16 protein-coding genes and 2 tRNA genes are annotated in these 13,444 nt (G+C 65.4%); 9 read left to right on the forward strand and 9 right to left on the reverse strand.

What is annotated here, in order from left to right; translation table 11 throughout:
- Positions 1 to 317 precede the first annotated feature (317 nt).
- The 3 genes from JQC81_RS33750 to JQC81_RS03820 all read right to left on the reverse strand — a co-directional run bounded on the left by JQC81_RS33750 (position 318) and on the right by JQC81_RS03820 (position 2,439).
- Positions 318 to 1,499, reverse strand: coding sequence for a site-specific integrase (locus JQC81_RS33750; protein WP_203270398.1), 1,182 nt, complete (start codon positions 1,497 to 1,499; stop codon positions 318 to 320).
- Between the two features lie 25 nt (positions 1,500 to 1,524).
- Positions 1,525 to 2,268, reverse strand: coding sequence for a DUF6538 domain-containing protein (locus JQC81_RS03815; RefSeq protein WP_203270399.1), 744 nt, complete (start codon positions 2,266 to 2,268; stop codon positions 1,525 to 1,527).
- A 96-nt stretch (positions 2,269 to 2,364) separates the two neighbouring features.
- Positions 2,365 to 2,439, reverse strand: a tRNA-Gln gene (locus tag JQC81_RS03820).
- A 149-nt stretch (positions 2,440 to 2,588) separates the two neighbouring features.
- On the opposite strand from JQC81_RS03820, the gene JQC81_RS03825 reads away from it, so the two are divergent.
- Positions 2,589 to 2,665, forward strand: a tRNA-Pro gene (locus JQC81_RS03825).
- A gap of 103 nt (positions 2,666 to 2,768) precedes the next feature.
- On the opposite strand, the gene JQC81_RS03830 is transcribed toward JQC81_RS03825, so the two are convergent.
- Positions 2,769 to 4,067 (reverse strand): site-specific integrase, encoded by a 1,299-nt coding sequence (locus JQC81_RS03830; RefSeq protein ID WP_203270400.1) that lies wholly within the window; start codon positions 4,065 to 4,067, stop codon positions 2,769 to 2,771.
- 50 nt (positions 4,068 to 4,117) lie between these two features.
- Between JQC81_RS03830 and JQC81_RS03835 the strand changes: the two genes are divergently transcribed.
- From JQC81_RS03835 to JQC81_RS03860, 6 genes are all read left to right on the forward strand, one after another.
- Positions 4,118 to 4,339: a hypothetical protein gene (locus tag JQC81_RS03835; protein ID WP_203270401.1), complete on the forward strand. Its 222-nt coding sequence runs from the start codon at positions 4,118 to 4,120 to the stop codon at positions 4,337 to 4,339.
- Between the two features lie 161 nt (positions 4,340 to 4,500).
- Complete coding sequence (locus tag JQC81_RS03840) at positions 4,501 to 5,058, forward strand: metallophosphoesterase family protein (RefSeq protein WP_203270402.1); 558 nt, start codon at positions 4,501 to 4,503, stop codon at positions 5,056 to 5,058.
- 156 nt (positions 5,059 to 5,214) lie between these two features.
- Entirely contained in the window at positions 5,215 to 5,583 is a 369-nt protein-coding gene (locus JQC81_RS03845; RefSeq protein WP_203270403.1) for a hypothetical protein, read from the forward strand.
- Between the two features lie 12 nt (positions 5,584 to 5,595).
- Positions 5,596 to 6,480: a hypothetical protein gene (locus JQC81_RS03850; RefSeq protein ID WP_203270404.1), complete on the forward strand. Its 885-nt coding sequence runs from the start codon at positions 5,596 to 5,598 to the stop codon at positions 6,478 to 6,480.
- Between the two features lie 6 nt (positions 6,481 to 6,486).
- A complete protein-coding gene (locus tag JQC81_RS03855) occupies positions 6,487 to 7,158 on the forward strand; it encodes a hypothetical protein (protein WP_203270405.1) in 672 nt (223 codons plus the stop codon).
- A gap of 143 nt (positions 7,159 to 7,301) precedes the next feature.
- Entirely contained in the window at positions 7,302 to 8,447 is a 1,146-nt protein-coding gene (locus tag JQC81_RS03860; RefSeq protein ID WP_203270406.1) for a hypothetical protein, read from the forward strand.
- A gap of 49 nt (positions 8,448 to 8,496) precedes the next feature.
- Here the strand turns inward: JQC81_RS03860 and JQC81_RS03865 are convergent, their stop codons facing one another.
- From JQC81_RS03865 to JQC81_RS03885, 5 genes are all read right to left on the reverse strand, one after another.
- Positions 8,497 to 9,069 (reverse strand): hypothetical protein, encoded by a 573-nt coding sequence (locus JQC81_RS03865; protein ID WP_203270407.1) that lies wholly within the window; start codon positions 9,067 to 9,069, stop codon positions 8,497 to 8,499.
- 41 nt (positions 9,070 to 9,110) lie between these two features.
- A complete protein-coding gene (locus tag JQC81_RS03870; protein ID WP_203270408.1) occupies positions 9,111 to 9,911 on the reverse strand; it encodes a hypothetical protein in 801 nt (266 codons plus the stop codon).
- Between the two features lies 1 nt (position 9,912).
- Positions 9,913 to 10,683, reverse strand: coding sequence for a hypothetical protein (locus JQC81_RS03875; RefSeq protein WP_203270409.1), 771 nt, complete (start codon positions 10,681 to 10,683; stop codon positions 9,913 to 9,915).
- A gap of 67 nt (positions 10,684 to 10,750) precedes the next feature.
- Positions 10,751 to 11,572 (reverse strand): hypothetical protein, encoded by an 822-nt coding sequence (locus JQC81_RS03880; protein ID WP_203270410.1) that lies wholly within the window; start codon positions 11,570 to 11,572, stop codon positions 10,751 to 10,753.
- Positions 11,572 to 12,042 carry a hypothetical protein gene (locus tag JQC81_RS03885; protein WP_203270411.1) on the reverse strand — a complete coding sequence of 157 codons (471 nt, stop codon included), beginning with the start codon at positions 12,040 to 12,042 and terminating at the stop codon, positions 11,572 to 11,574. The genes JQC81_RS03880 and JQC81_RS03885 overlap by 1 nt, the downstream gene beginning before the upstream one ends.
- 262 nt (positions 12,043 to 12,304) lie before the next feature.
- On the opposite strand from JQC81_RS03885, the gene JQC81_RS03890 reads away from it, so the two are divergent.
- Both JQC81_RS03890 and JQC81_RS03895 read left to right on the forward strand, forming a co-directional pair.
- Positions 12,305 to 12,817, forward strand: a complete 513-nt coding sequence (locus JQC81_RS03890; RefSeq protein WP_203270412.1) for a hypothetical protein — start codon at positions 12,305 to 12,307, stop codon at positions 12,815 to 12,817.
- A 43-nt stretch (positions 12,818 to 12,860) separates the two neighbouring features.
- Positions 12,861 to 13,394, forward strand: coding sequence for a hypothetical protein (locus JQC81_RS03895; protein ID WP_203270413.1), 534 nt, complete (start codon positions 12,861 to 12,863; stop codon positions 13,392 to 13,394).
- The last annotated feature ends 50 nt before the right edge of the window (positions 13,395 to 13,444 follow it).

Genomic DNA, 13,444 nt, shown 5'->3' on the forward strand with positions numbered 1-13,444 from the left:
GGGCCTTGGTTTTGAGTCACGTCAGCCACTAGGAGCCGGCCGAATTTTCGACGTTGAAGGGCTGCTTCGGGTCAAAACCGGCCCATAAGCATGTCTGTGTGAAGGTCAACTCGTCCCCACATTGCAGACGTTCGTCGGCCCATCGCGACTTGAGGCGAGATTGCCGCGGATTGTACGAAGTTCGTCTGCTGTTACCCGTGGCGTTACCCGAAGGAAATAGGGGCGTGGAGCCGCAGATACAGGAAAGTTTTAAAACCCTTGCCGGTTAAGGGTTTAAGGTGGTGAGCGCGCTGGGACTCGAACCCAGGACCCTCTGATTAAAAGTCAGAGCGTCTTACTACGTTCGCATCGGCGTACCGGCGTCGGGATCGCCTGCCGATCTTCTTCGCAACAATCTCCCGTAGTGTGATCTGGCCCGGCTGAAGAGCCGCGGTCATGATCGGAAGCTTACGGAGTGCATTTAGTTTGCGCGCGAGCCGCGTCTCGTCCCGGTAGCGCTCGTCCGTCTCACTGACGCCGCCATGGCCCATGATGTCCTGACGCCATTCGATCATAACCTTCGCATCGATCAGGGCGTCGTTCCCGAAATGACGGATCGAGTGAAACGTCTTCCCCTGCCCGCTCGCATCAGGAAGAGCCCTTGCAAGCGCCGGCGCCCAATCGTCGTGGAGCTGGTCTCCCAGAGGAGCGGTTCCGCTCGCGGGGAGCAGGTCCGGGAACAGGAGGTCGTAACCGAGCCGGTGGACGGCCTCGATGTAGTCGCGCAGGCCGAGGCGCAAGAGCTCGGGATGAATCGGGAGCTTGCGCTTCGACTGGGTGTTCTTGAGGCGGCGGTACTTGTTCGGACGCACCTCGAAATACGGAATCGCACCCTCGAAGTGGACGTCCGCAACCATGAGCCCGCAGATCTCCTCCCGGCGCATCAGCGAGTAGGTGGCGATCAGGGGAGCCCAGTAGAGCCCATCGTGCACGACCACCGTCCCCGGCTCAAGCCTTGCCCCCTCCCCGCGGCAGCCGCGCCAGACCGGCAGGTCAAAGACTGTCGTCAGATCAGCCGCCGTGAACGCCGCCCGGTCGTCGCGGTCTCGCCCCTTCTTTCGGGCCCGCAGGGTCGTCAGGTTGAGCGCCTCCGCAGGCCGGAGTCCCCGACCGGATGCGAAGTCGATCAGGTTGCCCAGATGCGTCAGGTGCCGATTGATGGTGGGGCCCTCAAGGCCGCGCTGCCCCTCGGGCAGCGTCTTCGCCGCCGCGAGCAGCTCCTTGAGCGGGCGGCTCGCGTCACGGGACGACTTTCCGTAGCTCTTCGGCATGGCCAGAAGGGTATCCACGTAGGCTGCCACATCGGCCTGCTTGAGCCGGGTCAGGTCGTCGTGCCCAACGACCTTCACCAGCAGACCGGCGGTCTGGCGCATCTGGCGACAGGTTTTGTCGGTCCACTCCCTGAGCTGGAGCTTGGTCGCACACAACTTGTCGGCCAGGTCAGCGATGCTGGCCTGCACGGCAGCTTTCTGCTCCGGCTCGGCGTTAGCGGCTGAAGGCCGCTTTCGGAAGCGGCGAGACTTGATCGGGAACGGCTGTCGGGAGTGGCGCCGGCGCTGCTGGCTCGGTACCGAAAGCCGTTGCGACATCCTCGGGAAACCCCGCACCCCATTTCGCGGCGGAATGGAACAGGGCGGCCGCCATACCACGATAGAACGCGTTTTCGGTCTGAGCGAGGGCCATGGCGGTCGGGTCGACGTTGGGAGCATGCTCCGCGATCAAACCCTGCAGGCGCACAGACTTTGGGGGAACGACGCCCTGCCGGCGATAGAGATCCAGAATGGTCTTGACCTCACCCGCCTCGGAAGGGTCGAGGCCGCAGGAGCGCAGCCAGTCGGCATCGAGGGGGCCATCAGCGACCCGTCCACACTCCGCGAGAAGGCGATAGACCGCGCCGCTAATCCGGTCCGCATGCTCTCCGCTCATCGGCTCAGGGGCATCGAGCGCCCGGTCTGCCGTGGCGACGAGCTCGAGCTTCGCGGCATGGCGGCGGGCAACAGCGACGAGGATCGCCCTCGCCTCGTCAGCGGTCAGGCGGCCGCGCCGCATCTCGTCGAACACGACTTCGCTCATCGCGGTCAGCTCTGCTCCGATCCGGCGCGCCTCGGTCCAACGGGTCGACTGCAGGCTGATCTGCAGGACCCGCCGTCCGTTCGCGCCGCAAGCCGGAAGCCGGCGCCGCCAGCAATATACCGCACCGCGACGCATAAGATGAGAACCGACCGGCATGTGTAACACCCATGTGTGACAGGGATGTGCAGCAGTGCGGAGCGCCTCGCCCAAAATCGGGAGAAAAGCTTTCGGTTTCAGGAACTTAGCATGGGATGGCTGGGGCGCCAGGATTCGAACCTGGGAATGGCGGTACCAAAAACCGCTGCCTTACCGCTTGGCGACGCCCCAATAGGTGTGGCGTGTACATAGTCGGCCCAAACGCGGCTGGCAACAGCGTTTTGCGGATAGCCCGATCCGGACAGGAAAGGCGCAAATCTCCCCTTGCGGCGCTCCCCCCTCGCCGCTATAAGACCGGCCTCCCGGGAATTTCTCGGTGTCGGAGTGTAGCGCAGTCTGGTAGCGCACCACGTTCGGGACGTGGGGGTCGCAGGTTCAAATCCTGCCACTCCGACCATTCAAACCCTTGATCCGTAACGGTTTGAATGGTCGCCCGCCCCGGCCAAGTTTTTCCCGACCAAAGATTCGACCAAACAATCCTTCAAAGATCGAAGGTTTGATCACCCCGTCCTTCGCTTTCGCCCGCGCCCGTCCATGGCCGCCCTCGCCCCTTCCATGTGGGCCGGGCTGTGGTGGCCGTAGCGCCGCTCCAGGACCTCGACCGACATCCCGAGGTAGCCGGCGAGCTCCCAGACGTCGACGCCTTCCTGCATGCCCCACGTGGCGGCCGTGTGCCGGAGGGTGTGGCGCACCACGTCGTCCCCCAGGCCGAGCTCGTGCACCAGGTTCGAGAACGCCCGCTGGGTGGTCCCGACCGGCTTGCCCCGCCACTCGACCACGTACCTCTGCCCGAGCACATGGTGCCAGCGCCACAGGTGCGCCACGAGCCGGTCCGGCAGCCGCACCGTCGGGTACTTCTTGTTCCGGGCCTCGGTCTTCCCCAGGGCCTTGCGGTGGAAGATCGCCACCCGCTGGCCGCCCTCCTCCTTGAGCTCGACCCACGGCTTGCCGATCTCGGGGATGAACGACGCCGAGCAGATCGCCCCCGACCGGGTGCCCGTGCGCAGTCCGACCAGGATGAAGCGTGCGACGTGCCTCGCGCAGAGCTTGTCGGTCTCGTGCCCCTTCTGGACCTCGACCTTCCGCCAGGCGTGCAGCACCAGCCGGGCGGCCTCGGCCTTGGTGAGCCAGCGCTCCCGGCCCTGGGACTTCTCGGGCAACGTGACCTTGACCATCTCGCGCGTGAGCCCGTCGGAGATCGCCAGGTTCACCGCCGCCCGGAGGTCCTCCAGCTCCCGCCTGGCGCCGCCCTCGGTCACGACCCTGGCCTTGACCGGGCGCGAGTGGCCGCGGCGGGCGGGCTTGCCGTCCTTGCCCGAGCCCAGGCGGGCGTGCGACTTCCACGGCGTGCCGACGCGGCTCGCGACGTATTGCGCGCAGGTCACGCTGTCGATGTCCGACAGGGTGCGGTCGCCCCACCATTCCAGCAGCACGACGGCCCGCTGCGCGACCTCCTCGAACCTCGCGACCTTGCCCTTCTTCGCGTCGAGGTAGCGCGAGATCACGTCGGCGATGGCGACCTTGTGCGCGGGCTGGTTCTTAAGTGTCTGCGGCTTGTGGAGCGAGGCTCTGTACTCGGCTAGCGCTTCGAGAGCTCTGTCGCTTTCATCAGGGCCGCAGCCAGTGCTGGAGATCTGCTCCCCTTTGTGCATGACGATCCAGACGCCCCCGCGCTCGATGCCGTCGGTGCCGATGCGCTCGCCCCGGAGCCAGATGTATGGCGTGCCCCGTCCTGTGCTTCCGAGGGTGCGGGGCTTCTTGCGCTTGCTGGCGCGCTTGGGCTTGGGTTCGGGCGGCAACGCTCTCTCCATTCGGCGATCAGGTTCTTCGTGACGTAGATGAGACGGCCATGCCGCTCGGGGCGCAGGTCGCCGCGGGCGATGGCGGCCCGGAGCATGGGCACGGTCATGCGCCCGCCGAACTCGGGCAGGTGCTGCGCGATCTCCAACGGCAGCGGCTCGTCGGGTCCGGCATCTTCAGCTTCGTGGATCGCGCCGTAGAGCGGTGCGAGGTCGATTTCTTCGACGATGAGGTGGTATGTCATGCGCACGAGACTCGCGCAGTCGCATGAATCCCGTCAAGAATCCCGAGGCCCGATGGTAAAGAAAACAGGCCGATTTTGTTTACCATGGGCGCAGTTTCCAGGGAGCCCAGGGATAAGTCTAACCTGTTGATTGCAGCTGCGAATCCTGTGTGGCATCCTTTGTGGTTCAATTCGGAAAGGAGGGCCCCATGGCCACGTGGTTCACGGCAGACACCCACATAGGCCATGCCGGGATCCTGTCGCCGCACATGCACTGCCAGCGCGGCGCTCACTTCCGCACGATCCAGGAGCACGACGAGGCCCTGGTCGCCAACTGGAACGCGGTCGTCGGCGAGGACGACGAGGTCTGGCACCTCGGCGACTTCGCCTACAAGACCAGCTATGAGCACGCCAGGTCGGTGTTCAACCGGCTCAACGGGCGCAAGAGGTTGGTGCGCGGCAACCACGAGAAGCTCGGGGTCAGGCTGGGTTGGGAGAGCCAGCACGACTTCGCGGAGGTCGCCGTCGACGGCCGGCACCTGGTGCTGTTCCATTATGGGATGCGCGTGTGGCCCAGGCAGCGCCGCGGCGCCCTTCACTTGTATGGCCATTCGCACGGCGCCCTGCCCGGTTGCCGCCAGAGCCTGGACGTCGGCGTCGACGCCTGGGGTTTCCGGCCCGTCGGCCTGGCCGAGATCCTGGCCCGCATGGCCACCCTGCCACCGGCGTACCAGGAGGGCCGGGACGACGAGGACGAGGCCGCGTAATCGAATCGTCAATTCACGGGCGCCGCATAATCGAATTGCGGCGCCCGTAATCGTTTTGCACCGTAAGCGATCAGAGACACGGGCCGCCTTGGATAAGTGGATTGAGACACCCGTAAGCGATTTGAGACGTTCCCTATCCGTTCTATATGCCTGGGCATGGCGATCTTCTGGATGCGAACGAGCGAGGCTTGGCCGGACGCCTCGTGGCTGGAGACGAGTTTCACCTGCTTCGACGAGGACAAGCCTGGGCGCGAGGGCGACGGGCCCTGGGACACTTACATCGGGGGCGTTCACCAGGAACCGGATGGGCCCCAGGCCGGCATGTGGTCGTGGTCGGTGACCGCCACCTTCCCGGGGCCGCGGTACCCCTACGCGACCTCCGGGCGTGAGCCGACGCGGAAGGAGGCCGGGCGCCGGGTGATGGAGACGTATCAGAAGATGTGCGCCTTCTATGCTGCGAACCCTTGGCGGGGTCGGCAACCCGAGCTGGGCGACTACAGCCTTGCCATAGATGGCGAAATCTAGGCAATCTTGGCCATGCGCACGATCATCCTCTCCCTTGCCTTCCTCGCCTCTACATCAGCTCTTGCCCAGACCGCCCCGCCGACAAACTGGCGCAGCATGACTCCGCAGCAGTTGAATGCCCTGCCGAAGGAGCAGGTCGCCGGCCTGCCGTTCATCGAATTTCTGCAGAAGACGGACCCGAAGACCCGGCGCGACCAGCTCGAAGCCGTCTTGGCCGTGGCGCTGTCCAAGCTCTACTACGCGTTCGACAAGCCGCTGCACCCATTCGCCTCCTATGTCGACGCGGCCGCCCGTGAGTTCCAGGGCGACATCGGCGCACGGCAGGATGGAGTGATCAAAGCTGGCGAGTTCGAGGAGATCTCCCGCCGGGTGAACGTGGTCAACGAGGTCGCGCTGCCGACTTATGCGCCCTTCAAGCGGGACCTCTACGCGCAGGATGACTTCCTGTCCTTTGGCGGAACCTGGGTTATCGAGGGCGAGACACACGCCTTCCCGGTGAATTTCAGCCAGTACAACTGCTACCGCTCGATGAGCCGCTGCTTCACCTCGGAGGGCTACGTCCATGGCGGCAACGGCTCCGCCAGCCTCAACGTCGAGGGCGGCGACCTGAAGATTATCAAGTGGGATCGGACAGAGGTTTTGATGGAAGACGACGTGCGCTGTCGGGTATCCACGATCTCCGTAAACTTGCAGAGCAAAGAAGTCTACATGATCACCCGCAATCGGGATGCAGGCTGCGCCGAAGTCATCCCCGTACCGAAACTGGCGAAGCCCCGTATCTCGCGCCTTGTCGACGGATGGGAGGCGTCCTCTCAAGCGCATCGGGACAAGACTAAGGCCGCGCAGGCGTACTATTCAAAGCGCATGCAAGAAGCCATGAAAGTCATCAAGGACTAAGGCCCGGTGAGCACCAAGATGAAGGATGGCCCCGGCCTTTTCGGACGGTTGCTCGGCTGGCTCCGCGGAACACGGAAGCCCCTCCCCGCCGAGCAGTTCCTGGATTTCCACGCCACCCAGCGGCGCGCCGAGCCCCACAACGCCGGCATCGCCGTCATGGAGGATCTCCTCTTCGACCATCTCAACGAGGTCATGGACATCGAGGGGATGCAAGACGAGGTCGCCGACAGGGACGGCAACACCCTACCGTTGGCGGACCACGTCCGCGAGACCGGGTTCCTGGCCGGCTACATCATGGACACCGCGGCCCGCCTCGAACTTGATCCGAACGCCTTGGACAATCCCCTGCATCGCGCGATCCGCGGACAGAGCGGCACGAAGTTGGCCAAGCGCTACGCCCAGGCCTGGAACGTGATGACAGGTGAGCAACTCGACAAGGATCAGGCGATGAAGGCCGCGATCCAAGACGTCATCAGGGCGGAGGTCATCGCGCAGCACCTGGCGGCAGCGCCGCAGGATCTCGCCCCGATGCAGGACTTCATCGGGAACCGGATCGGGATCCAGCCGACGGAGCGCATCGCTACCCTGCGCGAGCTCACGAAGGAGCTCCAAGCCTTCGCCCGGAAGACCCCCGCGATGCACCGTCAGCTTGTCGCTGAAGATCCCCGGCTTCGATAGCAACAGGGATGTTCTCGTTATGATCCTGTTATCCACAGGTTTCATTCGGCAATATTTTGCAGGTGATTCGGGCATATGTTATACGGTGGCCACGAATTCCGAAGCCTACCAGAGGGAGGATAAATCATTAGAAAGGTTAGTATTTGAGTACATCCCCGGTCGACCAACTCTTCGAGCAGAGCGCCGAGCGCTCTTGGCGTGACATGACGGAGGAGGCCCTCCTCTCATTCCAGTTCACCGCCTCCGACCCCGAAAGCCTCGACGGCATTACCGAAGATCCTCCGCCATCTGACGAGGATCCCGAGATCGAATTTCGGTACGACATGGCCGGGCGAGGCGAGATGGTCAGGTGCGTCTACTGCAAGCACCCCAATCACTTCAAAGGCATCGTCGTCAAATATATGTCCGGTCGACGCCTCGTCGGACGTAACTGCGCCCTCAACCATCACGGCGTGGCATTCGAAAAAGACCTGCTCGACTTCGAGGCCGCCATCGAGCGACAGAGCCTCATCCGCCGCCGCCGCGCCCTGATGGCGGCCCGCGCCCATATCCACCAACACTTCACGGAACTCAAGGCCGATCCGGCGGTGGAAACCCACGACCGGACGATGCGGCGATGGCGCGCCGATTTCCGGGACCTGGCCCTTGCGATGGTCAACCTCGCCCGGCGCGACGAGCGTCTGACCATCTCCCGGAAGGAACGCGACGAAGCCGCGGAGAAGCTCCGGAAGCAGCGCCTCGGCGACCGGTTCGACGCGGAGCGCCAGCGCGCGAAGGCTGCCGGCGAGACATGGCAGATCTACCGGACAATCGAAGAGGATCTCGGGTCCCTCCGCGGGGCCCTTTTCTTTACCAACGGCGTCCCGGTGGCCACCCGCCTGGACGAGATCCATGCCTCCGTGCAACAGGTCCTGAAGACTCTCGCTGAGGAAGATCTGCAGTCCAAGCAGATCAGCACCGGCTTCCGGAAGCTGTCGGAACTGCGCGACGCCCTGGCTTTCGAGCTCGACCGGCTGGAGGCCCTGGCCGAGGCGTTCAGCGCCGACAACCTGGCCCGGATCGCGAAGTGGACGAATGAGCTGGCCGCCGAGGAGATCCGACTTGCGGCCGTCATGGCGAACCAGAAGCCCGGGCATATCACGGCACGCTTCACGACAGACGGCCAGTCCATTACGGACCGTGCGGGCCTGCACACGGAGACGATCTCGCTCACGACGGTGTATCGGCCAGCGCCGCGCACGCTGCTGACGATACTGAAAGAGGCGCTCGCTCTCGACTACGAGCCCTAGTCGAGAATACTGTGGGCCAGGGAAGACATCCTCCCCTGGCCGCACGTGCTCAGAATGGCTCGTCGCCCGGCCCGTAGGTCTGCGGCGTGCCGGTCATCGCCCGCTGGAACGATGCCGGGTCGAAGTCCGGGTTGATCTCCTCGATGCTGGGCGGCCGGGCATCCTCCGGGTCGAGGAAGACCTTGTCCGCATTGTCGTGGGCGAGCGCGATCCGCTGGCGCGCCATGATCGCGTCGACGTCCATGACGTTCAAAACCTCGCCCCGGAACTGGCGGGCCATATGCTGCGCCAAGGCCTCGTCGCGGGTGATCTTGACCGCCCGCAAATGCTTCGGGGTGTTCGGCGCCGGGATGATCGCGAACAGCGGTGTGGAGCGGTCCGGGATGATGGAGCCGGAGATCTCGACCGGCGGGAAGCCGTCGGCCGGCGGGAGCGCGCTGTCGCCAAGGGACAGGATCATGCCATGGATCTCGCACCCTTCCGGCACGGGCGTCCATTCGACGAAGTCCCAGGCATCCTCGTCGAGGCCGATGCGACCCTTGTTACCGCGGCGCTCGATGGCGTCGACCACGTGCTTGGGGACATAGATGTGCTTGCACCAACGCGTCCCCTGAAAGGCCAAGCTGCCGTAGATCTGTTGGTTCTTAATGTTCTGTCCTTACGTTAAATGAGGTCGCCGAGGGCGGCCGCGTCGTCGTCCGACATGGCCTCGGCCTCTGCGCGCTGGGTCTTGCGGCGATGCTCGCCCCGGAAGTACGCCGGGGTGAGCTCACGGGCGATGGCCCGTTTCCAGTGCTGCTGCTTCTCTTTCGGCCAGCCGTGATGGAGTTCGAGCAGCGCGCCGTACGCCGCGTGGACGGCCAGCGGCGGCGTGAACCAGGGCTTCAGGAACTCTGAGAATTTGTCGTCGAGCACGGCCTCCGGGTCGTAGCGGAGGATCAAGTCGATGTCCGACTTGAGCTCCGGCGCGATCTTCGCCGCGTACTTGCGGGCGGCGGTCTCGGCGCGCTTGCGCCCGGTCGCCAGCTTGCGGTCCATGGCCGCCTGCTCGCCGTCGGGAAGGCCGCGGATCTGGCGAGCCCGGCCGTTGTGGACGTCCCATCTCAGTTCACGCTCGACCAAGCGCCAAGCGCGCACGCCGGTCTCGTCGAGGACCTCCTCCAACAGGCTCAGGCGAAGGCCCCATCCGATCAGGTTGCCGGCACGCGAATGATTGAACGCCGTCGGCTTCTCGCGCATGGTGTTGCGCGTCGCCGCGAGCATGTCGAGATAGCGCTCGACCACGTCGGTGAGTGAGACGGTCTGGAGCTCCCCGAACAGCGTGATCAGGTCCTTGTTGACGTAGTGCTCCCAGCGCGGGCCGCCCTTGAACGAGCAATTCTGGATGGCCTTCTCTAGGACCTCCGGAGCGGGCGTCTGGTAGAGGTGCGAGTAGTCTCGCTTCTCGCGGCGCAAGCGTGCCATGTCAGGCCTCACGAATTGCAGGTGATAGCGGGACGGGCGGCGCCCTTCTCGGCCGTGCGCACGATGGGCTTGCCATCGCGCATTGCCCGACGGCGCTCCTCGATGAGCTTGGCGACAGGCCCGGCGAGGTCCATGACGTCGTTGAAGCACGGCGTGCAGATCTCGTCCGAAACGAGCAGGCGTCTTGGCGGTGGCCCCAGCCGTTGCGGGAGTAGCTGATGGTGATGACGATCCTCTCACGGGACGCGACCGGGACGGTGCCATGCGGGAAGCCGTTGGCCCCGATGGGCGTGTTGCACAGGACCTCGCTGTCCTTCGCAGTCGGCGTGTAGTTGCTGCCCGGCTTGAAGCAGCGGCTGATATCCTCGAAGGCCTCCCTGATGGCGCCCGCCGCGCCGTTCACGAACGCCTCCTCTGGGCTGGTGGCGGCCTTCTCGCCAGCCGGCAGCGGGAATGTCACGATCTTCGTGTGCTGCGACTGCGCGCTGGCGAGGCACTCCAGGGCATCCAGGAGCATCTCGGCGGCGTCGTTGAACTGGCGGGCGCGGGCCATGGTCTTGCTCACGACGCCCTGGATCACGGCCGTCTCGTCGGCCGAGCAGATATCATCGTTCGCGGCGTAGGGCGGCTCGGCGGCGGGCTTGGAGTGAATCTCGTAGCCGCTGTTGTAGAGGCCTTCCATGATGAGGCGGACGAGGCTGGCAGGAGCGCGCTTGGCGTCGGGGAACGTATCGCTGATCACGCTGGAGATGATGGTCTCGGGGGTCTTCACAGGATGCTCCGGTTGTCGTTGTGGTCGGTGCGCCACTCGCCCGGCGCCGGGGCTTACTCGTTGGGGACTACCAGGGAATGAGGTCGTCCTCGGGCGCTGCCTTGGGTGGCCTCATCAACACCCGCCCGTCGGGCATCCGTGCCGTGTGCGGCGTGATGTACGTGCCGTCAGGCATCTCCCTGCAGCGGACATCGGGCTGCGGCGGAGGACGGGCCGGCCTGGGCGCCTGCTGCGGCTGCGGGCGGCCCCTCAGGTGGCCGAGGCCTCCGCCCTGCCGCGGGGCTGGCGCTGCCGCCGGAGCTTGCGCGGCCGGGACGCCGGCATGTTGCCGAGGAACTCCCGGCCCAGCGGCAGCTGGAGCTGCAGCGGCTGCAGGCGCGCCAGGACCTCCTCGATGTCCATCGTGTTCGGGCAGCGCGGGGGCGGCGGCGGCATTGGCATTGGCGGGCCTGTTCAGATGCGGGTTCGGGACGTTAGGGCGCAGCGCAGGCCGAGCCCGAGCCGGCGTGGGCGCCGGGGCCTCTGCGGGCACCGGCTCAGGCGCCGCGATCTCTTCGAGGATCCGGTTGGCCGTGTCTTGGTCCTCGGGAGCGACCCAAGGCTTCTCCTCCAGCACGAGGCCCTGGGCCGCGGCTTGCTGGGCGTCGTGGACGGCATGGATGTACGCGGCGAGCGCGCTGACGAGGACGCTCACCGCGTCGACCGCGGCCCGCTCCAAAATCTGGTCGGACGTGGACCTGGCCTCGGCGAACATCACGGCGTGCGGATCGTGGGCCTGCAGCGCGGACGAGATCTCCCGGATCTTCCCACGCAGGCGGGAGATGAAGTCCCGGGCATTCTCGCCGGGCGCCTGGGCCAGACCGTCGATGATGGCGTTGAGGTCGAGCATCAGAGGGCTCCCTGGGACTGCTCGCGCAGGGCACGCTTGCGGTTGGCAATGGCGGCGCCGGACATGCCGTAGACCTGCGCGATGTCGACGTTCCGCATGCCCGCATCGAGGGCCGCTTGCAGCTCCTCGGCGGTGATCTTGCGCGCGACGCGGGCGATCCCTCCGCGGTCGCTCAAGGACGTCTTCAGGCCTAGGCGGCGGGCCCGGACCGAGACGGCGGGGAGTGTGACGCCGATCTTCTCGGCGATCTCGGTCAGGGTGAGGGTCGTGCCGGTGACGAGCGCGATGAACTCCTGGCGGGAGCAGCGCGGGTTAGGGCCTTGGTACGGCGGCCTCAGGCCGTGGCGCCTGTAAGCGGCCCGGATCTGGTAGACGGTGTAGCCCGTCTCGGCGGCGATCTCCGCCGCCTGCCGCCCCTGCGCTAGGTGCCGCTCCAGGTCGGGCTTGGTGAGCCTGCACTCTCTTCGCATCGAAAGACCTCTTGCCTCGTTAGTTAAGTACAAACTACCCGATTCGTTTTATATTTCCAGATCCTAGTGGACGACGATCCGCATTGGTGTGATACACCAATGACTAACTCAAGTATATTGAGCACCGTTCATTATAACTTACCAATTAAATCACGCGCTTAGCCCTTAAAGTTGACGGCAGCACATTGGACAAAGACATATTTACTGTGCGGTCATTTTGATTACCGGACCGTTCAAGCTATCCTCGGGCGAGGAGGATCACATGCTGAGAGAATTCGATTTCGGGGCTGACGACGTCTACCGAGTGGCCGCCGTGTACGGCCCGTACGGAGAGGAGGACCTGGTGCCGATGCGGGGGCGCCAGGTGCCCGGCTCGCACTTTGTCCGCCGGATCTTTGAGCTCGACGTCACTGACGGCATCGTCTACCGCGCCCGTCTCGGCCTGCAGGTGGCGCGGTATTTCCTGGCGCGCGGCGGCGACCTGGTGCGCATCCCCGACGCCGAGGTCGCCGATCTCGTCGACCCCGCGGGCAAGCGCATGAGAGACACCGCATGGCAGGCCAGGATGGCCGGGCTGAATGCGCGGGGCGAGCCGAAGCGGTTTGCGTTCGACAGGCCGCACGGACTCAGCGTCGGCGACATGCACGTCCTGGAGAACGGGGCCCGGGCCGTCGTCACGAAAGCCACGGCGCGCCAGGCGTGGCTCAGGCCCGCCACGCTCGACGAGATCGATGCGTACGAACAGATTGCACCGGGACCTGTTGTGGCTTGCTAACGCCCACTTAACGATGGTGTCTCCACCAACCGGAGACCCAAGAATGCGCACCCTCAAAAAGATCATCGCCGCCGTCCTCGCCGCCATGTCCGCCGGCGCCTGGAAGCTCGTCAACGGAGCCTGGGAGTTCGTCCGCGGCGTGATGGGCGCCCCGCCCGTCGTAGACCCGGCCGACGCCCCCGTCACCCACGCCGAAGCCGCCGCGGAGGCGATCCTCGCCGCGGACGAGCAGGCAAAGCGCAAGCCCGGGCACGACGGAATGGTCCGCCGCTTCCCGCTCGGCTACGCCGTGGCCATGTCGGCCCGGGGCGTCAATGAGCACCTCGCCGACGTGCCCGAGCCCGTGGCCGCGTGGGCCCTGGCCCTCACGCCGGGCGAGAAGGCGGCCGTGGCGCGGTTCCGCCCCGACGAGATCGAGGCGCACCTCAACTGCGAGCGCAACCTCCCGGGCGTCCCGGCGTACGGGCAGTCGCTGGAGCAGGCTGTCGCGATGCTGAGCCGCAACGTGGAGGAGGCCCGCAAGGACTGCGAGGTCGAGATCGTTGAGCCGCTTTATCGGACTCCCCGCTTCGCCTGATCCTTTCCCTGAAATGCGAAAGGCCCGCCGATCTGGCGGGCCTTTTCTTT

Origin of the sequence: Microvirga arabica, from assembly GCF_016811235.1 — a bacterium.
GTDB lineage: Bacteria > Pseudomonadota > Alphaproteobacteria > Rhizobiales > Beijerinckiaceae > Microvirga > Microvirga arabica.